This window comes from Pseudomonas sp. Sample_21 (assembly GCF_004307525.1).
Lineage (GTDB): Bacteria > Pseudomonadota > Gammaproteobacteria > Pseudomonadales > Pseudomonadaceae > Aquipseudomonas > Aquipseudomonas atacamensis.
Map to the genome: position 1 here is coordinate 1 of NZ_RCNZ01000065.1, position 19,552 is coordinate 19,552.

16 protein-coding genes and 1 pseudogene are annotated in these 19,552 nt (G+C 59.4%); 11 read left to right on the top strand and 6 right to left on the bottom strand.

Annotated features, from left to right (window positions below; translation table 11 throughout):
• From D8U71_RS10780 to D8U71_RS10790, 3 genes and pseudogenes are all read right to left on the bottom strand, one after another.
• Positions 1-309 (bottom strand): annotated as a pseudogene (locus D8U71_RS10780) (lactate utilization protein); the annotation flags it as partial.
• Positions 306-1,130: a (Fe-S)-binding protein gene (locus D8U71_RS10785; protein ID WP_016771777.1), complete on the bottom strand. Its 825-nt coding sequence runs from the start codon at positions 1,128-1,130 to the stop codon at positions 306-308. The pseudogene D8U71_RS10780 and the gene D8U71_RS10785, both read right to left, overlap by 4 nt.
• Before the next feature lie 160 nt (positions 1,131-1,290).
• Complete coding sequence (locus D8U71_RS10790; RefSeq protein ID WP_016771776.1) at positions 1,291-2,985, bottom strand: lactate permease LctP family transporter; 1,695 nt, start codon at positions 2,983-2,985, stop codon at positions 1,291-1,293.
• Between the two features lie 265 nt (positions 2,986-3,250).
• Here D8U71_RS10790 and D8U71_RS10795 point away from each other — a divergent pair, with 265 nt between their 5' ends.
• Positions 3,251-4,018, top strand: a complete 768-nt coding sequence (locus tag D8U71_RS10795) for an FCD domain-containing protein (protein WP_016771775.1) — start codon at positions 3,251-3,253, stop codon at positions 4,016-4,018.
• 135 nt (positions 4,019-4,153) lie between these two features.
• On the opposite strand, the gene smpB is transcribed toward D8U71_RS10795, so the two are convergent.
• On the bottom strand, positions 4,154-4,636 hold the full coding sequence (smpB, locus tag D8U71_RS10800) for an SsrA-binding protein SmpB (protein WP_007953781.1): 483 nt from the start codon (positions 4,634-4,636) through the stop codon (positions 4,154-4,156).
• A gap of 119 nt (positions 4,637-4,755) precedes the next feature.
• Here smpB and D8U71_RS10805 point away from each other — a divergent pair, with 119 nt between their 5' ends.
• From D8U71_RS10805 to D8U71_RS10815, 3 genes are read left to right on the top strand one after another with little or no spacing between them, the layout of a single operon-like run.
• A complete protein-coding gene (locus D8U71_RS10805; RefSeq protein WP_016771774.1) occupies positions 4,756-6,159 on the top strand; it encodes a sodium-dependent transporter in 1,404 nt (467 codons plus the stop codon).
• A gap of 7 nt (positions 6,160-6,166) precedes the next feature.
• Entirely contained in the window at positions 6,167-6,601 is a 435-nt protein-coding gene (locus D8U71_RS10810) for a type II toxin-antitoxin system RatA family toxin (RefSeq protein ID WP_016771773.1), read from the top strand.
• Positions 6,594-6,908, top strand: a complete 315-nt coding sequence (locus tag D8U71_RS10815) for an RnfH family protein (RefSeq protein WP_130887751.1) — start codon at positions 6,594-6,596, stop codon at positions 6,906-6,908. Before D8U71_RS10810 ends, D8U71_RS10815 begins: the two co-directional genes overlap by 8 nt.
• Before the next feature lie 61 nt (positions 6,909-6,969).
• On the opposite strand, the gene D8U71_RS10820 is transcribed toward D8U71_RS10815, so the two are convergent.
• Positions 6,970-7,497, bottom strand: a complete 528-nt coding sequence (locus D8U71_RS10820; protein ID WP_090281698.1) for an outer membrane protein assembly factor BamE — start codon at positions 7,495-7,497, stop codon at positions 6,970-6,972.
• Positions 7,498-7,594: 97 nt separating this feature from the next.
• Here D8U71_RS10820 and fur point away from each other — a divergent pair, with 97 nt between their 5' ends.
• The gene (fur, locus tag D8U71_RS10825) at positions 7,595-7,999 is read left to right on the top strand and encodes a ferric iron uptake transcriptional regulator (protein WP_016771770.1); all 405 of its coding nucleotides are present in this window, start codon (positions 7,595-7,597) and stop codon (positions 7,997-7,999) included.
• 76 nt (positions 8,000-8,075) lie between these two features.
• Here fur and recN read toward each other — a convergent pair whose 3' ends face one another.
• The gene (gene recN, locus D8U71_RS10830; protein WP_016771769.1) at positions 8,076-9,749 is read right to left on the bottom strand and encodes a DNA repair protein RecN; all 1,674 of its coding nucleotides are present in this window, start codon (positions 9,747-9,749) and stop codon (positions 8,076-8,078) included.
• A 240-nt stretch (positions 9,750-9,989) separates the two neighbouring features.
• Between recN and grpE the strand changes: the two genes are divergently transcribed.
• The 6 genes from grpE (at position 9,990) to carB (ending at position 19,551) form a co-directional block, all read left to right on the top strand.
• The gene (grpE, locus tag D8U71_RS10835) at positions 9,990-10,556 is read left to right on the top strand and encodes a nucleotide exchange factor GrpE (RefSeq protein WP_016771768.1); all 567 of its coding nucleotides are present in this window, start codon (positions 9,990-9,992) and stop codon (positions 10,554-10,556) included.
• Between the two features lie 102 nt (positions 10,557-10,658).
• Positions 10,659-12,575 (top strand): molecular chaperone DnaK, encoded by a 1,917-nt coding sequence (gene dnaK / locus D8U71_RS10840; protein WP_042608859.1) that lies wholly within the window; start codon positions 10,659-10,661, stop codon positions 12,573-12,575.
• A 297-nt stretch (positions 12,576-12,872) separates the two neighbouring features.
• Complete coding sequence (gene dnaJ / locus D8U71_RS10845; RefSeq protein ID WP_016771767.1) at positions 12,873-13,997, top strand: molecular chaperone DnaJ; 1,125 nt, start codon at positions 12,873-12,875, stop codon at positions 13,995-13,997.
• Positions 13,998-14,006: 9 nt separating this feature from the next.
• Positions 14,007-14,810, top strand: coding sequence for a 4-hydroxy-tetrahydrodipicolinate reductase (dapB, locus tag D8U71_RS10850; protein WP_130887752.1), 804 nt, complete (start codon positions 14,007-14,009; stop codon positions 14,808-14,810).
• 258 nt (positions 14,811-15,068) lie between these two features.
• A complete protein-coding gene (gene carA / locus D8U71_RS10855; RefSeq protein WP_016771765.1) occupies positions 15,069-16,205 on the top strand; it encodes a glutamine-hydrolyzing carbamoyl-phosphate synthase small subunit in 1,137 nt (378 codons plus the stop codon).
• A gap of 124 nt (positions 16,206-16,329) precedes the next feature.
• A complete protein-coding gene (carB, locus tag D8U71_RS10860) occupies positions 16,330-19,551 on the top strand; it encodes a carbamoyl-phosphate synthase large subunit (protein ID WP_016771764.1) in 3,222 nt (1,073 codons plus the stop codon).
• Position 19,552 lies beyond the last annotated feature (1 nt).

Below are 19,552 nucleotides of genomic sequence, written 5' to 3' on the forward strand. Positions count from 1 at the left end.
GACGATGCCATTGGCTTCGTCCACCGTTTCCGCCCAGTGCACTGTCACACCGTTGCGGGTCAGGTTCTGTTCCAGTTGCTCGAGCAGGTCGGGCAACTTGGACAGCGCGCGGGCCTTGATCGAATTGCCCAGTGCGCGCAAGTGTTCTCTTTCGTGGGCATCGCTGAAAGCCGCCGCCCGCTTGGTCATCAGTGAATCCATGGCAGTGCGGAAGTTGTTCCGCAGCTGCTGATCACCCAAGGCATTGTGTGCCCGGGTGCGGAAATCTTCTTCTACGGCGACCGTAGGAATAATCGTCGAGGTGCTCATTGCGCACCTCCGGTTCGCTGCCAGAGGAAGCTCGCCAGATGTTGCCCGCGCAACGCTTGCTGCTGTTTCTCCAGCGCGCCGTTGATGTTCATCAAACAGCCACAGTCGGCACTCAGTACCTTGTGCGCGCCGGACTCCTTCAGCGCGCGGGTCTTGTCAGCCACCATCGCGCCGGAAATGTCTGGCATACGGACGCTGAATGTCCCACCGAAGCCACAGCATTCGCTTTCGTGGTCGTGATTAACCCGCTCCACGTTGCTCAACTGCGCCAACAACTCGCGGCCGTGCAGGTGCGTGTTCATTTCGCGGCGTGCCGAACACGAGGTGTGCAGCGCGACTTTCACCGGTTCGCCGCTGTCCTTGAGCTGCACCTTGCAGACGAACAGCAGAAACTCGGCCAATTCATAGGTGCGCGCTGCGAGCGCCTGCACCTGTTTCAACGTCTCCGGCTCGTCCTTGAACAAGTCGGCGTAATGCTCGCGCAGCATGCCGGCGCAGGAACCCGACGGCACCACCACCGGATAATCGCCGGCAAACAACGCCAGTTGCGAGCGCGCTACCGTCCGCGCCTGCTCGGTGTAGCCTGAGGTGTAGGCCGGTTGGCCGCAGCAGCTCTGCCCTTGCGGATACTCGACCCGAATCCCTTCGCGCTCCAGCAGATGGATCGCGTCCATCCCGGCTTCGGGGTAGAACAGGTCGACCACACACGTGCCGAACAGGTAGACCCGCGACGGTTTCTCGCTGGGGTATTGCCGAGGTTCGGGCAGTGGCGGTGCCACGCGGGTCGCGTTCGGCACAGCGTTGTAAAAAAGCTCGCTCATCAGGCGTGTCTCCGGGTGGGCCCGGTTATCCGTCTGCTGCGGCTGCCGAATATAAAGCGCATTGCTTTCAGCAGCCTTACAGACCCGGTGGTGAATTGCTGACGCCGGATCACGGGCCGGCGTCGGTTATTTCCGTCTTTCTTGTAGGCGTCTTGTAGGTTTAGTGCACCAGCATGCCGGTGAACCAGTAGGCCTGAGCCAGGGTGATCAAACCGACAATCGTTGCAAAGAATAGGCTGTGCTTGAGGGTGAAGCGGAACAGATCCGATTCCTTGCCGACCAGACCGGTCGCGGCGCAGGCCACGGCGATCGATTGCGGCGAGATCATCTTGCCGGTCACGCCGCCACTGGTATTGGCCGCCACCAGCAAGGTGTCGTTGACGCCGATCTGGTGGGCGGTGGTCGCTTGCAACGAACTGAACAGCGCGTTCGACGAAGTATCCGAACCGGTGAGGAACACGCCCAGCCAACCGAGGAACGGCGAGAAGAACGGGAACGCGGCGCCAGTACCCGCCAGCACCAGGGCCATGGTCGACGACATGCCGGAATAGTTGGTGACAAAGGCGAACGCCAGCACCATGCCGATCGACAGGATTGGCCAGCGCAGTTCGTAGAAGGTCTCTTTCAAAGTGGTCAGACCAGTTTTGAAATTGATCTTCAGCACCAGCATCGAAATCAGCGCGGAGAAGAAAATCGCCGTGCCGGTGGCGGAAATCGGATCGAGCTTGAACACCGCTGGAATGGCAGTCGGATTGGCCACGATCGGCGCAGTCTTGATCACCAGTTGATCAAGGTGCGGAATCGCGAAGTTGAACACCCAGCTGTACATCGAGCCGCCGGCAGCGAACATGGCTTTGAAAGGCTTCAGCGTCCAGATCGTCACCAGCACAGTGAGGATCAGGAACGGCGACCACGCCTTGAAAATTTCCCCGAGGCTGTAGGGCGAAGCCACTGTGGTGCGCTTCTGGCCGAAACCGCCGACGCTGGCGCTGACCACCGAAGCCGACACGGCGCCGACGATGTGCTGGCCGGCGGCACGGCGCGGTTGCCAGACCTTGAGGAACAGGGTCAGGGAAATCAGGCTGGCCAGCGCCGAAGTGATGTCCGGCAGTTCCGGGCCGATGAAGTTGGAAGTGAAGTATTGGGTGATGGCGAAACTCAAGCCTGCCACCAGCGCGGCGGGCCAGGTTTCGCGCACGCCGCGCAGGCCGTCCATCATGAACACCAGCCAGAACGGCACGAACAGCGACAGCAGTGGCAGCTGGCGACCGGTCATGGCGCCGATCTTGAAGGCGTCGATGCCAGTGACCTGGCCCGCCACGATGATCGGAATCCCCAGCGCGCCGAACGCTACCGGCGCAGTGTTGGCAATCAGGCACAAGCCGGCGGCGTACAGCGGGTTGAAGCCCAGTCCTACAAGGAGTGCGGCAGTAATCGCGACCGGCGCGCCGAAACCGGCGGCACCTTCCAGAAAGGCGCCGAAGCAGAAACCGATCAGCAACACCTGCAAGCGCTGGTCATCGGTGATCGACAGGACCGAGCTGCGGATGACCTCGAACTGACCGCTTTTTACCGTCAGCTTGTAGAGGAACACCGCCGCGACAATGATCCAGGCAATCGGCCACAGACCATAAGCGAAACCATAACCAGCGGCGGCGAACGCCATGTCCACTGGCATCTGGAAGGCGAATATCGCTACGGCAATCGAAAGTGCGAGGGTGATGCTGCCGGCCACATGGCCTTTGAGGCGGAACACCGCCAAAGCGAGAAAGAAGAACACGATGGGAATGACGGCCGCGAGAGCGGAGACGCCAAGACTGCCGAGCGGGCTGTAGAGCTGTTGCCAGGTTTGCATAGTGGGGTGGCCCCTAATTGTTGTTGGTCAGGCACTGTAAGCAATCTTGGATAATTGGTAAGACCAATTTACAAGCGCTGTCGGCTAGGGTAAAAGCCTTGGTGGCGGTGTGTCAATTTGCCGCTCTCTGAAACTTTCGTCGAAGATGCGGTGCAGAGCGCAACTGATCCGCATTGGCGAAGTGCCGTCTGGCAGGTGTCGGCGGCGCGCGGATAGGCCAGAATAGACACCCCGGCGAGCGGTCGGGATCGTGGAGAAATGAGTTATGGGCTTTGATCAGATACGTCAGCGCCGTTTGTCTGACGATATTGTCGAGCGCCTCGAAGGGATGATCCTTGAGGGCACGCTGAAGTCGGGCGAGCGGCTGCCGGCCGAGCGCACGCTGGCCGAACAATTTGGCGTATCGCGCCCGTCATTGCGCGAGGCGATTCAGAAACTGGCGGCCAAAGGCTTGCTGGTCAGTCGCCAGGGCGGCGGCAATTATGTGGTGGAGGGTCTCGGATCGACGTTCAGCGATCCGCTGCTGCAATTGCTTGAAAGCAATCCCGAAGCGCAACGTGATTTGCTTGAGTTTAGGCACACTCTGGAGGCATCGTGCGCCTACTACGCCGCATTGCGCGCCACCGATGTTGATCGCGAGCGCCTGACCGCTGCGTTCGAAGAGCTGCAGGATTGCTACTCGCGTCACGAAGAAGTCAGCCGGGCGGAAGAGGGCGCGGCGGATGCGAAGTTTCACCTGGCGATTGCCGAAGCCAGCCATAACGCGGTGTTGCTGCATACGATTCGCGGCTTGTTCGATCTGCTCAAGCGCAACGTTGTGACCAACATCGGCGGCATGTACAAACAGCGCACGGAAACCCGCGACATGCTGATCTCGCAGCATCGGGAATTGTATCTGGCGATTATCGAAGGGCGTGCCGAGCAGGCGCGGGAAGTGTCCAGCCGACATATTCTGTATGTGCAGGAAGTGCTGGAAGAGGTACGTCAGGAGGTGCAGCGCATGGCTCGGGCGGAGCGGCGCAAGGGGATGTAGTCAGTTAGTTCTGCAAACGATCGTTCCCACGCTCTGCGTGGGAATACAGCAATGGACGCTCTGCGTCCGCGTTGTGACGCGGAGCGTCACGGGATGCATTCCCACGCAGAGCGTGGGAACGATCAGGGTGGAAAACTAATCTTCCTTGCCCTTGTTGCGCACCGCACGCTGCAATTCACGACCGGCATCGCGCTCGCGCTCGGTATCACGCTTGTCGTATTCCTTCTTGCCCTTGCCCAGAGCGATCTCGCACTTGACCATGTGCTTGCTCCAGTACCAGGACAGGCAGACGCAGGCGTAACCCTTTTGCTGCACGGCGGCGGCAAGCTTGTCCAGTTCGCGGCGGTTGAGCAGCAGTTTGCGTGTGCGCACCGGGTCGGCGATGACGTGGGTGCTTGCGGTCATCAACGGCGTGATGTGGCTGCCGAGCAACCATGCTTCGCCGTCCTTGAGCAGCACATAGCTGTCGACCAGCTGCAACTTGCTCGCCCGCAGACTTTTTACTTCCCAGCCGGCCAGGACCAGACCAGCCTCGAACTTGTGCTCGATGAAGTAATCGTGTCGCGCCTTTTTGTTCTGCGCGATGGTCCCTGTTGGGTGTTTCTTCTGTTTAGCCATAGGGGCGGCATTATATGGAGTTGTTCGGCTGTCGGCTACGGTGTTGCTGCGTGCTTGAGCAGGTTGAGTGAATCCCGGACAATGCGGCCTCTTTTTCTAACGCTTGGGCGTGATAAACGATGTCGACAGACAAGGTTTCTGTCCACGGCAGTTGGGCTAGCCGCTGGGTATTCATACTCGCCGCGACCGGTTCGGCCGTGGGACTGGGTAGTATCTGGAAGTTCCCCTACATGGTCGGGGTCTACGGCGGCGGTGCCTTTGTGCTGATGTTCCTGGCGTGCATCGCGCTTATCGGTGTCCCGGTCATGCTCGCGGAAACCCTGATCGGCCGGCGCGCCCGGCAAAGTCCGGCGAATGCCCTGAAGGTGTTGGCACTGGAAGCCGGGCACTCGGCGAAATGGTCGTGGGGCGCGTTTGCCGGGATGATCACGGCCCTGCTGATTCTTTCTTTCTACAGTGTGGTCGGCGGCTGGTCGCTGGATTACATCGTCGACATGGGCCGTGGCGATTTCCAGGGCGCGACGGCCGATCAGGTCGGCGCCTATTTCGGCAATGTCATCTCCAATCCATGGCGCCTGACACTTTGGCACACGATTTTCATGCTGCTGTCGGCCTTCGTGATCGCCAAAGGCGTGGTCGCCGGGCTTGAACGCAGCCTGCGAATCATGATGCCGCTGCTGTTCGTGATGATTCTGGTGCTGCTGGGCTACAGCATGACCACCGGGCATTTCATGGAAGGCGTGCATTTCATGTTCGACTTCCACCCGGAAAAAGTCCTCGACGGCCTGCTGCCGGCGATGGGGCACGCGTTCTTCTCGCTGAGCGTCGGCGTCGGCTCCATCATGATCTACGGCGCCTACATGCCGAAGAACACCTCGCTGTCGGGCACGGTGGTCGGTGTTGCGCTGTTGGATACTTTCGTATCGCTGGTGGCCGGTCTGGCATTGTTTCCAATTGTATTTGCTGCTGGTCTGAATCCAAGCGAAGGCCCGGGGCTGATGTTCGTCAGCCTGCCGTTTGCTTTTGGTAACGTTTTTTTCGGCCAGTTGATGGGCGTGGTGTTCTTTGTGCTGGTCGCGGTGGCTGCCTGGAGTTCGGCTATTTCGCTACTCGAACCGATGGTGGCTTACCTGGTTGAACGCACTAAAATCAGCCGCATCTGGGTGACGTTCTGGCTTGCGTTCACCTGCTGGTTCGTTGGTCTGGGCACGGTGTTTTCTTTCAATATCTGGAAGGAAGCCAAGTTTTTCGTGAACGAAGGCGGGGCGTTCAGCCTCTATCAATGGGGTGCGCAGAGCGGTCTCGACTTCTTCGGCGTGATCGATTTCTTCACCTCGCGGATCATGTTGCCCCTTGGTGGCTTGTGTTTCGTGCTGTTCGCGGGATGGGTAATGGGGCGTGAAGCGGTGCGGGATGAATTGTCCATCCGTAACCCGGTTCTATTTGCCCTGTCCCTGTTCTTGATGCGCTACGTGGCGCCTATCGGCATTCTTGTAGTCTTTGCCGCTCAGCTCTGGAAGTAACGCTTACATGACGACACATATCCAACGATCCGCGCTCCTGCCGTACCCGGCGCAGTTTCTCTACGACCTGGTCAACGACGTCGCGCGTTACCCGGAGTTTCTGCCGTGGTGCTCGGAGGCTGAAGTGCTGGAAAGCTCCCCGGAACACATGCGCGCCAGTGTCGGCGTAGCGAAGGGCGGCCTCAGTCAGCATTTCGTCACGCGCAATACGCTGGTGCCGGGGCAGTCGATTGAGATGAATCTTGAAGAAGGCCCGTTCACTCAGTTGCACGGCATCTGGGTATTCAAGGCACTGAATGAAAAGGCCTGCAAGATCAGTCTGGATCTGTCGTTCGATTATGCCGGGCCGCTGGTGCGCGCAACTCTGGGGCCGTTGTTCAATCAGGCGGCCAATCAATTGGTGGATGCTTTCTGCCAGCGCGCCAAGCAGATGCATGGTTGAGCCGGTGATCGAGATAGAAGTCGTGTACGCGGCGGTTGACCGGCAGGTTCTGCGTGCGATCAGCGTGGCTGAAGGCGTCAGCGTCCGGTCGGCGGTGCACGCATCGGGCATCGCGGCAGAGTTTCCTGTGTTGAATCTGGCGCAGTGCCCGCTGGGGATTTTTGGCAAGGTCGTGGCTGACGCGGATTCTCGCCCTGTTCAGGCGGGCGACCGGATCGAAATTTATCGACCGCTGCTGGCTGATCCCAAAGAAGTTCGACGTTTACGTGCGGCCAAGGCTGCCGAGGCCAAAGCACGCAATTCTTGATCAGACCAAACGACAGGCAATAAAAAACCCGGAATGTCCGGGTTTTTTATTGCCTCGCCTATTACTGCGGCGAGGTGTCCAGCGGCTCTGGTGTCGGAACCGGTACGGTTTCCACACCATCGACGTCCTTCTGGATCTGATCCAGCAAGGAGCCTGGTTTGGCTGGCTTCTCGGCTTCTGGCTTCTCGGCGTTTTCAGCAGGCGCGGTCACGGTAGTACCGCTGTCCTTGCCGAGAATGGCTTCATCACGGCTCACGCCGGGCATGAAGTCACCGGACAGGCTGACAAGCTGGTCGTTGGAATTGAAGATAACGCTGATTCGTTCCTGCTGGCGTTCACCGCCACCCGGTTGCAGGCTGTACAGATAATCCCAGCGATCGGCATGGAACGTGTCGGCAAGCAGAGGGTTGCCCATGATAAACCGTACTTGCGGCCGGGTCATTCCCGGGCGTAACTGGTCTATCATGTCCTGCGTGACGACATTGCCCTGCTGGATGTCGATTTTGTAAACCCCGGGGAATGAACAACCGGCGAGTGCGAGCAGTCCCACAAAGGTGAAACTGGTTAGCAAGAGCTTGGTGTTTTGCATCGGTGGGCGACTTCCACTATCTTGGCTGGGACAACGTAAACGCCGATCATACCCGCATTAAGAGAAGCTGCGAAGCAGCATCGCGAGAAAGCTGACCATGGTTGAAAATAGCGAACTACGCAAAGCCGGCCTCAAAGTGACCCTGCCACGGGTCAAGATCCTGCAAATGCTCGACTCTACCGAGCAGCGCCACATGAGTGCCGAGGACGTCTACAAGGCGTTGATGGAAGCTGGTGAGGACGTTGGTCTGGCCACGGTTTACCGTGTACTGACCCAGTTCGAAGCGGCCGGCCTCGTGGTCCGCCACAACTTCGACGGCGGCCACGCGGTCTTCGAACTGGCTGACGGTGGCCACCACGACCATATGGTCAACGTGGAATCGGGTGAAGTGATCGAATTCTTCGACGAAGAAATCGAAAAACTTCAGAAGTCGATCGTCGAGAAGCATGGCTTCGAGATGGTTGATCACAACCTGGTGCTGTACGTACGCAAGAAAAAGTAAGCATGTCGCGCGAATTTCACATTCGCGAAACGAACGAAGGCGACCCAAGGGTCGCCTTCGTGCTTTCTGCTATTTGTTACGCCTTGGCAGTCACCACCATTTTTTTCGCGTGAGCCAGGGATTCCTTGGTCAGATCGATGCCGCCGAGCATGCGCGCGACTTCTTCGATTCGCTCGTTCTTCGTGAGCTTCGCGACAGCGGTGTGAGTCGCCTTCTCGTCGCGGACCTTGTGCACGAACAGATGCTGATGCCCTTGCGCCGCCACTTGCGGCAAGTGCGTCACGGTCAGGACCTGGCCGCGATCACCGAGACGGCGCAGTAACTGGCCGACAATCTCGGCAGTCGGACCGCCAATACCTACGTCCACTTCGTCGAACACCAGGGTCGGCACGCGGGAGGTCTGGGCGGTAATGACCTGAATCGCCAGACTGATCCGCGACAGCTCACCACCGGAGGCAACTTTTGCCAGCGCCTTGAGCGGTTGACCGGGGTTGGCGCTGACCAGCAGTTCGACCTGCTCCAGCCCGTTTGGCAGCAACTCGTCGCTGCTGTTGGCTTTCAGTTCGATGGTGAATCGGCCGCCAGGCATGCCCAGGCGCTGGATTTCCTGCTCCACCGCACTGGCGAGGCTGCCGGCCGCCTGATGACGAAGGTCGCTCAGCTCGCGCGCTTTCTCCTGATAGTGGCGGGCATAGGACGCCAGTTCTTCGCCCAGGCGCTCGATGGATTCATCGTTAGCATTGAGGGTTTCGATTTCATCGAGCAGCTTCTGCTGCATCTCGCCGACTTCGGTCGGTTGAATCCGGTGTTTGCGCGCCAAGGTGTAGATAGCGTCGAGACGCTCTTCGAGGTATTGCAGGCGAGCCGGGTCGGCATCGAAATTGTCGAGGAAGCGATTGAGCTCACCAACCGCTTCTTCCACCTGAATCTGTGCGCTGGTCAGCAGACTGCTGGCTTCACCCAGCGCACCCACCGAACTGTTCACGCTGGAAAGTCGATTGAGGCTGGCGGTCAGCGCATTCAGCACATTGCCGGAGTCGCTTTCGCTGCATTGCTCGACCACTTGCCGGCAAATGCCCAGCAAGGTTTCGGCGTTGGTCAGGTTCTTGTGTTCCTGCTCCAGTTGCTCCAGTTCGTTTTCGCCGAGACCGAGGTTTTCCAGTTCTTCGAGCTGATAGCTGAGCAGTTGATGGCGTGCGCGTTGTTCGTCGCCAGAGTTGGAAAGGCGCTCCAGTTCCTGGCGAGTCTGGCGCCAGCGCTGTGCGGCCAGTTGCACCTGACGCGCCAGATCGGTCGCGCCGGCGTATTCGTCGAGCAGGCGGCGATGGGTGTCGGTCTTCAACAGCGATTGATGTTCGTGCTGGCTGTGTATGTCGATCAGCAGCTCGCCGAGGGCTTTGAGGTCGCCAAGCGGGCAGGGCGTGCCGTTGATATAACCGCGCGAACGACCTTCCGAGGTGATGACCCGGCGCAGGATGCACGGCCCGTCGTTTTCCAGATCGCGCTCGGCAAGCCAGGCGCTGGCTTCGGGGATATCAGCAAGATCGAAGGTGGCGAGAATGTCGGCTTTATCAGCGCCCGGGCGAACCACGCCGCTGTCGGCGCGATCACCCAGGGTGAGGCCCAGGGCGTCGAGCATGATCGACTTGCCGGCGCCGGTTTCCCCTGTGATCACGCTCATCCCGCGATCAAGTTCGAGATCGAGATGTTCAACGATGGCGTAGTTATGTACGGACAGGTGCACCAGCATAAAGGCAGCTCCCAGGCTTGAGGTCTGGTTATTTATACAGTGTTTTGTTCAGGCCTGACAATGCCCGCCCTTAGCTCGATTTGCTTGATCGAAAAGTTTTCTTAGCGCATTCAAGAATGAGTATTCAGCACTTTTTTGTAGGGACAATTGTTTTCAGCCCTTGAAGCCTGATTTTGCGGCCCCATATATCGGGGCAGAAGCGCGAGTCAGGCTCGCGGACGAAATTGAAAGGAGAATTCTATGGCTGACGAACAGACAGTAGATACGCAAAACCCAGAAGCCAATCAGGCGCCCGAAGGTTCGGGTGACGACCTGGCGACCCGTGTGCAAGTGCTCGAAGAGCAATTGGCCGCCGCGCAGGATCAGTCTCTGCGTGTTGCTGCCGATCTGCAGAACGTTCGCCGCCGTGCCGAGCAGGACGTCGAGAAGGCGCACAAGTTTGCCCTTGAGAAATTTGCCAGCGACCTGCTGCCGATCGTCGACAGCCTGGAGCGCGGCCTCGAGCTGTCGAGCCCGGACGACGAAAGCATCCGCCCGATGCGCGAAGGCATCGAGCTGACCCTGAAAATGTTCCACGACACCCTCAAGCGCTACCAGCTTGAAGCGATCGATCCGCATGGCGAGCCGTTCAACGCCGTTCACCATCAGGCGATGGCCATGCAGGAAAGTGCCGACGTCGAGCCGAACAGCGTGTTGAAGGTTTTCCAGAAGGGCTACCAGCTCAATGGTCGCCTGCTGCGCCCGGCGATGGTCGTGGTCAGCAAGGCGCCGGCACCGGTTTCGCCTTCGATTGACGAGCAGGCTTGAAATTAGCCGCAAGGCCCCCATTTAGAAGTCAAGCGTTTAAGTGCTACCGCAGTCAGCCACCACTGCTGCGGCAACAAAATCCAAAGTTTCGGGAGAGTGAACATGGGCAAAATTATCGGTATCGACCTGGGGACTACCAACTCCTGCGTCTCCGTGCTGGAAAACGGCAAAGCCAAAGTTATTGAAAACGCTGAAGGCGCGCGTACCACGCCGTCGATCATCGCTTACGCCAACGATGGCGAGATTCTGGTAGGTCAGTCGGCCAAGCGTCAGGCTGTCACCAACCCGCACAACACCCTGTACGCGGTAAAGCGTCTGATCGGTCGTCGTTTCGACGAAGAAGTTGTGCAGAAAGACATCCAGATGGTCCCTTACAAGATCGTCAAGGCTGACAACAACGACGCCTGGGTAGAAGTGAACGGCCAGAAAATGGCACCGCCACAAATCTCGGCTGAAATTCTGAAGAAGATGAAGAAGACCGCCGAAGACTACCTCGGCGAGGCAGTGACCGAAGCGGTGATCACCGTTCCGGCCTACTTCAACGACAGCCAGCGTCAGGCCACCAAAGACGCCGGCCGCATCGCTGGTCTGGACGTAAAACGTATCATCAACGAGCCAACCGCAGCTGCTCTGGCTTACGGTATGGACAAGGCCAAGGGCGATCACACCGTGATCGTTTATGACCTGGGTGGCGGTACCTTCGACGTATCCGTTATCGAAATCGCTGAAGTTGACGGCGAGCACCAGTTCGAAGTGTTGGCCACCAACGGTGACACCTTCCTCGGCGGTGAAGACTTCGACATTCGTCTGATCGACTACCTCGTTGACGAATTCAAGAAAGAAAGCGGCATGAACCTCAAAGGTGACCCGCTGGCGATGCAGCGCCTGAAAGAAGCCGCTGAGAAAGCCAAGATCGAGCTGTCGTCCGCTCAGTCGACCGACGTCAACCTGCCGTACATCACTGCAGACGCGACCGGTCCTAAGCACCTGAACGTGAAGATCTCGCGTGCCAAGCTCGAAGCACTGGTTGAAGACCTGGTTCAGCGCACCATCGAACCTTGCCGCATTGCCATGAAAGACGCCGGTATCGACGTCAGCGCGATCAACGACGTGATTCTGGTCGGTGGTCAGACTCGTATGCCGCTGGTACAGAAGCTGGTTACCGATTTCTTCGGTAAAGAAGCACGTAAAGACGTCAACCCGGACGAAGCTGTTGCCATGGGTGCTGCGATTCAGGGCGCTGTTCTGGCCGGTGACGTGAAAGACGTGCTGCTGCTCGACGTCAGCCCGCTGACCTTGGGTATCGAAACCATGGGTGGCGTGATGACCGCGCTGATCGAGAAAAACACCACGATTCCTACCAAGAAATCGCAAGTGTTCTCGACTGCCGACGACAACCAGGGTGCTGTGACCATTCACGTTCTGCAGGGCGAGCGCAAGCAAGCCGCACAGAACAAATCGCTGGGCAAGTTCGACCTGGCCGACATTCCACCAGCTCCACGTGGCGTGCCGCAGATCGAAGTGACCTTCGACATCGACGCCAACGGCATCCTGCACGTCGGCGCGAAAGACAAGGCTACCGGGAAGACCCAGTCGATCGTGATCAAGGCCAACTCCGGTCTGTCCGACGAAGAAATCGAGCGCATGGTGCGTGACGCCGAGGCGAATGCCGAGGAAGACCGCAAGTTCGAAGAGCTGGCCGCTGCCCGTAACCAGGGTGACGCACTGGTGCACTCGACTCGCAAGATGATCGCTGACGCGGGCGACAAGGTCACCGCCGAAGAGAAGACTGCAATCGAAGCTGCTGTGGTTGCGCTGGAAGCCGCCGTCAAAGGCGACGACAAGGCTGCCATCGAAGCCAAGGTTGAAGAGCTGTCGAAAGTCTCCGCTCCGGTTGCTCAGAAGATGTACGCCGAACAGGCTCAGCCAGCTGATGGCGCGGCCCCGCAAGGCGAATCGGCTGAGAAGGCTGACGACGTTGTCGACGCCGAGTTCGAAGAAGTCAAAGACCACAAGTAAGTTGTTGGTCGCCCGGTTGACTGCCTTGCGGCGGTGACTGGTAGGATGTCGCCGCGCGGGAGCTTGCCTCCCGCGTTGGCGTATCTGGAATACGTGAATTTTTACAGCATGCGACACCGTTCGGATGCTGGCGGTATGGCCGGGAATGCTCCTGCTTTTCGCGCCGCAGATACCGCATCAATCAAGACCAGGATCGTTGAATTGACGTGAGTTGGGTCCGGGCCTTAATGGGGGCTCAACGAGTTTGGCGAGGCTCAGGAGGGGTTTGCCGAACGTCCTTAAGAGTGCAAAGAACTTATGGCAAAGCGTGACTATTACGAAGTATTGGGTGTCGAGCGGGGCACGAGCGAAGCGGACCTGAAGAAGGCCTATCGCCGTCTGGCCATGAAGCACCACCCCGACCGTAATCCCGGCGACAAAGCTTCGGAAGAAGCATTCAAAGAGGCCAACGAGGCCTATGAAGTGTTGTCCGACGCCAGCAAGCGCGCGGCATACGATCAATACGGTCATGCCGGCGTCGATCCGAGCATGGGCGGCGGCGGTGCCGGTTTCGGTGGCCAGAACTTCTCGGACATTTTCGGTGATGTCTTCAGTGATTTCTTCGGTGGCGGTCGCGGCGGTGCCCGTGGCGGCGCTCAGCGTGGCAGCGATCTGCGCTACACCCTGGAGCTGAATCTGGAAGAAGCGGTGCGCGGTACGTCGGTGAATATCCGCGTTCCGACACTGGTCAACTGCAAGCCGTGCGATGGTTCCGGCGCCAAGAAAGGCTCGTCGCCGACGACGTGCCCGACCTGCGGCGGCATCGGTCAGGTGCGCATGCAGCAGGGCTTTTTCTCGGTGCAGCAGACCTGCCCGCGCTGCCATGGCCAGGGCAAGATCATTTCCGATCCGTGCGACTCCTGCCACGGCGACGGTCGTGTCGAAGAGTACAAAACCCTGTCGGTCAAAGTGCCTGCCGGTGTTGATACTGGCGACCGCATTCGTCTGTCCGGCGAAGGCGAGGCGGGTACCCAGGGCGGGCCGACTGGCGACCTGTACGTTGTGATCAATGTGCGCGAACACGACATCTTCCAGCGTGACGGCAAGCATCTATTCTGCGAAGTGCCGATCAGCTTCGTCGACGCTGCACTGGGCGGCGAGCTGGAAATTCCGACCCTCGACGGTCGCGTCAAACTGAAAATTCCTGAAGGCACGCAGACCGGCAAGCAGTTCCGCGTACGCGGCAAAGGCGTGGCGCCAGTGCGTGGCGGCGGTGCCGGCGACCTGATGTGTCGTGTCGCTGTGGAAACGCCGGTCAACCTCAACCGTCGTCAGCGTGAACTGCTGGAAGAATTCCGCAGCTCCCTGGCCGACGACAACAGCCACTCGCCGAAAACCACTGGTTGGTTCGACGGTGTGAAGCGTTTCTTCGGCGATTTGTAAGGAGTCGGCATGCGACGTATTGCAGTGATGGGCGCCGCCGGGCGCATGGGCAAGACCCTGATTGAAGCGGTGCAGCAGACGCCGGGCGCCGGTCTGACGGCGGCGGTCGATCGCCCGGACAGCACGCTGGTTGGCGCGGATGCCGGTGAGCTGGCAGCGCTGGGCCGTATCGGCGTGCCGCTGTCCGGTGATCTGGATCGTGTGGTTGAAGAGTTCGATGTGTTGATCGACTTCACTCACCCGACCGTGACCCTGAAAAATCTCGCGTTCTGCCGCAAACACGGCAAAGCGATGATCATCGGCACCACCGGTTTCAGTGTTGAAGAGAAGCAATTGCTGGCCGAGGCGGGCAAGGACATTCCGATCGTCTTCGCCGCCAACTTCAGCGTCGGCGTCAACCTCTGCCTGAAGTTGCTCGACACCGCTGCGCGCGTGCTGGGCGACGATGTCGATATCGAGATCATGGAAGCCCATCACCGCCACAAGGTCGATGCTCCGTCAGGTACGGCTGTGCGCATGGGTGAAGTGATTGCCGATGCCCTGGGGCGTGATCTGAAGAAGGTCGCGGTCTACGGTCGTGAAGGCCAGACCGGTGCGCGTGAGCGTGAAACCATTGGTTTCGCCACCATGCGTGCTGGCGATATCGTCGGTGATCACACCGTGCTGTTCGCTGCCGATGGCGAGCGCGTCGAGATCACCCACAAGGCATCGAGCCGCATGACCTTCGCCAAGGGCGCGGTGCGTGCGGCGCTGTGGCTGGACGGTCGCGAGCCTAGCCTGTACGACATGCAAGACGTGCTCGACCTGCGTTGAGTCGTTGCTGAACCCGGCGCAAACGTCCCGTTTTGCGCCGGTTTTTACCGCTTGGCGACGACCTGTCGCATTCTCCGGCCTTTAAGGCTCTTTAGCGGTGGACCAAAAACGCCCTTTTCTGTAAGCTACAGCTTTAGTGTGTCCACTAAAAGCGCGCAGAATAATTTCAGTGAAGAAGCGGGGTGACGTGTCCATACGTCACTCCGCTTTTTTACAACCTGCGATTGCCCTTTCATGCGTTATTTACGGGAGGTCTTCTTGACTAAGCCAGCCATACTCGCCCTTGCTGATGGCAGCATTTTTCGCGGCGAAGCCATTGGAGCCGACGGTCAGACCGTTGGTGAGGTGGTGTTCAACACCGCAATGACCGGCTATCAGGAAATCCTTACCGATCCTTCCTACGCCCAACAGATCGTTACCCTGACTTACCCGCACATCGGCAACACCGGCACCACGCCGGAAGACGCCGAGTCCGACCGCGTCTGGTCCGCTGGCCTGGTCATCCGTGACCTGCCGCTGGTAGCGAGCAACTGGCGTAACACGATGTCCCTGTCCGATTACCTGAAAGCTAATAATGTTGTGGCAATCGCCGGTATCGACACCCGTCGCCTGACCCGCATCCTGCGTGAAAAAGGCGCTCAGAACGGCTGCATCATGGCCGGCGACAACATCTCCGAAGAAGCGGCCATCGCCGCTGCGCAAGGCTTCCCGGGCCTGAAGGGCATGGACCTGGCGAAAGTCGTCAGCACCAAGACCCAGTACGAATGGCGCTCGACTGTCTGGGATCTGAAAACCGACAGCCACGCGACCATCGAAGCTTCCGAGCTGCCATATCACGTGGTCGCTTACGACTACGGCGTCAAGGTCAACATCCTGCGCATGCTGGTCGAGCGCGGCTGCCGCGTCACCGTAGTGCCTGCGCAGACTCCAGCCGCCGATGTGCTGGCGCTGAAGCCGGACGGCGTGTTCCTGTCCAACGGCCCTGGCGACCCGGAGCCATGCGACTACGCGATCCAGGCGATCAAGGAAGTCCTGGAAACCGAGACGCCGGTATTCGGCATCTGCCTCGGCCACCAGTTGCTGGCTCTGGCCTCCGGCGCCAAGACTCTGAAAATGGGTCACGGCCACCACGGTGCCAACCACCCGGTGCAGGATCTGGACACCGGCGTGGTGATGATTACCAGCCAGAACCACGGTTTTGCGGTAGACGAAGCCACCCTGCCAGCCAACGTGCGCGCGATCCACAAATCGCTGTTCGACGGCACCCTGCAAGGCATCGAGCGCACCGACAAGAGCGCGTTCAGCTTCCAGGGTCACCCTGAAGCGAGCCCGGGCCCGAACGATGTTGCGCCACTGTTCGACCGCTTCATCAACGAGATGGCCAAGCGACGCTAAGCGTTCGCCTTGAGACTGTAGAGAGAAGCCCTCGAGGGCGGCCCCGGTTCCGGCGGCCCCTTCGGGACTTCAGAAATCGATCAAGACGGCTTGCCGACTGACCTGCGGATTTGAGTGACAAACCATGCCAAAACGTACAGACATTAAAAGCATCCTGATTCTCGGCGCTGGCCCGATCGTGATCGGCCAGGCCTGCGAATTCGACTACTCCGGCGCCCAGGCCTGCAAGGCCCTGCGCGAAGAGGGTTACCGCGTCATCCTGGTGAACTCCAACCCGGCCACCATCATGACCGACCCGGACATGGCCGACGCCACCTATATCGAGCCGATCAAGTGGCAGACCGTGGCCAAGATCATCGAAAAAGAGCGTCCGGACGCCGTACTGCCAACCATGGGCGGCCAGACCGCTCTAAACTGCGCCCTGGACCTGGAGCGCGAAGGCGTTCTGGAGAAGTTCGGCGTAGAGATGATCGGTGCCAATGCCGACACCATCGACAAGGCTGAGGACCGTTCGCGTTTCGACAAGGCGATGAAATCCATCGGCCTGGCATGCCCGCGTTCCGGCATTGCCCACAGCATGGAAGAGGCCAACGCGGTTCTCGAAACCCTCGGTTTCCCGTGCATCATCCGTCCGTCCTTCACCATGGGCGGCACCGGTGGCGGTATCGCTTACAACCGTGAAGAGTTCGAAGAAATCTGCGCCCGTGGTCTGGACCTGTCGCCGACCAAAGAGCTGCTGATCGACGAATCGCTGATCGGCTGGAAAGAATATGAAATGGAAGTTGTCCGCGACAAAAAGGACAACTGCATCATCGTCTGCTCGATCGAAAACTTCGACCCGATGGGCGTGCACACCGGTGACTCGATCACCGTAGCTCCTGCGCAAACCCTGACCGACAAGGAATACCAGATCCTGCGTAACGCCTCGCTGGCGGTACTGCGCGAGATCGGCGTCGAGACCGGCGGTTCGAACGTGCAGTTCGGTATCTGCCCGAACACTGGCCGCATGGTCGTGATCGAAATGAACCCGCGTGTATCGCGTTCCTCGGCACTGGCTTCGAAAGCCACCGGTTTCCCGATCGCCAAGGTCGCGGCCAAACTGGCTGTGGGTTACACCCTCGACGAGCTGTCGAACGACATCACCGGCGGCAAGACCCCGGCGTCCTTCGAACCGTCGATCGACTACGTCGTCACCAAGCTGCCACGCTTCGCCTTCGAGAAATTCGCCAAGGCTGACGCACGCCTGACCACGCAAATGAAGTCGGTCGGCGAAGTCATGGCCATCGGCCGGACCTTCCAGGAATCCCTGCAGAAAGCCCTGCGCGGTCTGGAAGTGGGCGTTTGCGGTCTGGACGAGAAGCTCGATCTGAGCAACCCGGACAGCATGAGCGTGCTCAAGCGCGAACTGACCGTGCCGGGCGCCGAGCGTATCTGGTACGTGGCTGACGCCTTCCGCGCCGGCCTGTCGGTCGAAGACATCTTCGGCATGAACATGATCGACCCGTGGTTCCTGGTGCAGATCGAAGACCTGATCAAGGACGAAGAGAAGGTCAAGACACTCGGTCTGTCCTCGATCGACCGCGACCTGATGTTCAAGCTCAAGCGCAAAGGCTTCTCCGATCAGCGTCTGGCCAAGCTGCTGGGCGTCACCGAGAAAAACCTGCGTACGCACCGTCAGAAGCTGGAAGTGTTCCCGGTCTACAAGCGCGTTGACACCTGCGCCGCCGAGTTCGCTACCGACACCGCTTACCTGTACTCGACCTACGAGGAAGAGTGCGAAGCAGCGCCGTCGGGTCGCGACAAGATCATGATCCTGGGTGGCGGTCCGAACCGTATTGGCCAGGGCATCGAGTTCGACTACTGCTGCGTTCACGCTGCGCTCGCCCTGCGCGAAGACGGCTACGAAACCATCATGGTCAACTGCAACCCGGAAACCGTTTCCACCGACTACGACACTTCCGACCGTCTGTACTTCGAGCCGGTAACCCTGGAAGACGTGCTGGAAATCTGCCGCGTCGAGAAGCCGAAAGGCGTGATCGTCCAGTACGGCGGCCAGACTCCGCTGAAACTGGCTCGTGCTCTGGAAGCCGCTGGCGTGCCGATCATCGGCACCAGCCCTGACGCCATCGACCGCGCCGAAGACCGCGAGCGCTTCCAGCAAATGGTCGAGCGCTTGAACCTGCGTCAGCCGCCAAACGCCACTGTGCGTAGCGAAGATGAAGCTGTTCGCGCTGCGGCGAAGATCGGTTATCCGCTGGTGGTGCGCCCGTCCTACGTGTTGGGCGGCCGTGCCATGGAAATCGTATACAAAGAAGACGAACTCAAGCGCTATCTGCGTGACGCGGTGCAAGTGTCCAACGACAGCCCGGTGCTGCTCGACCACTTCCTCAACTGCGCCATCGAAATGGACGTGGATGCGGTCTGCGACGGCAAAGACGTGGTGATCGGCGCGATCATGCAGCACATCGAACAGGCGGGCGTTCACTCCGGTGACTCTGCGTGCTCGCTGCCGCCGTACTCGCTGCCGGCGCACATCCAGGACGAGATGCGCGAACAGGTCAAGAAAATGGCTCTGGAATTGGGCGTTGTCGGCCTGATGAACGTGCAGCTGGCTTTGCAGGGCGAAGACATCTACGTCATCGAAGTCAACCCCCGCGCCTCGCGTACCGTGCCGTTCGTTTCCAAGTGCATCGGTGTTTCCCTGGCCATGATCGCTGCGCGCGTGATGGCCGGTAAGACCCTGAAGGAAATCGGCTTCACCAAAGAAATCATCCCGAACTTCTACAGCGTTAAAGAAGCGGTGTTCCCGTTCGCCAAGTTCCCTGGCGTTGACCCGATCCTCGGCCCAGAGATGAAGTCGACCGGTGAAGTGATGGGTGTCGGCGATACCTTCGGCGAAGCATTCGCCAAGGCGCAGATGGGTGCCAGCGAAGTGCTGCCGACCGGCGGTACCGCGTTCATCAGCGTGCGCGATGACGACAAGCCACTGGTTGCAGGCGTGGCCCGTGATCTGATCAACTTGGGCTTCGAAGTGGTCGCCACTGCCGGCACTGCCAAGCTGATCGAAGCCGCAGGCCTGAAAGTGCGCCGCGTGAACAAGGTGACCGAGGGTCGTCCGCACGTGGTCGACATGATCAAGAATGACGAAGTCACGCTGATCATCAACACCACCGAAGGTCGTCAATCGATCGCCGATTCGTACTCCATTCGTCGCAATGCCCTGCAGCACAAGATCTACTGCACCACCACTATCGCTGCGGGCGAAGCGATCTGCGAAGCGCTGAAGTTCGGTCCGGAAAAGACCGTGCGCCGCTTGCAGGATCTACACGCAGGATTGAAGGCATGAG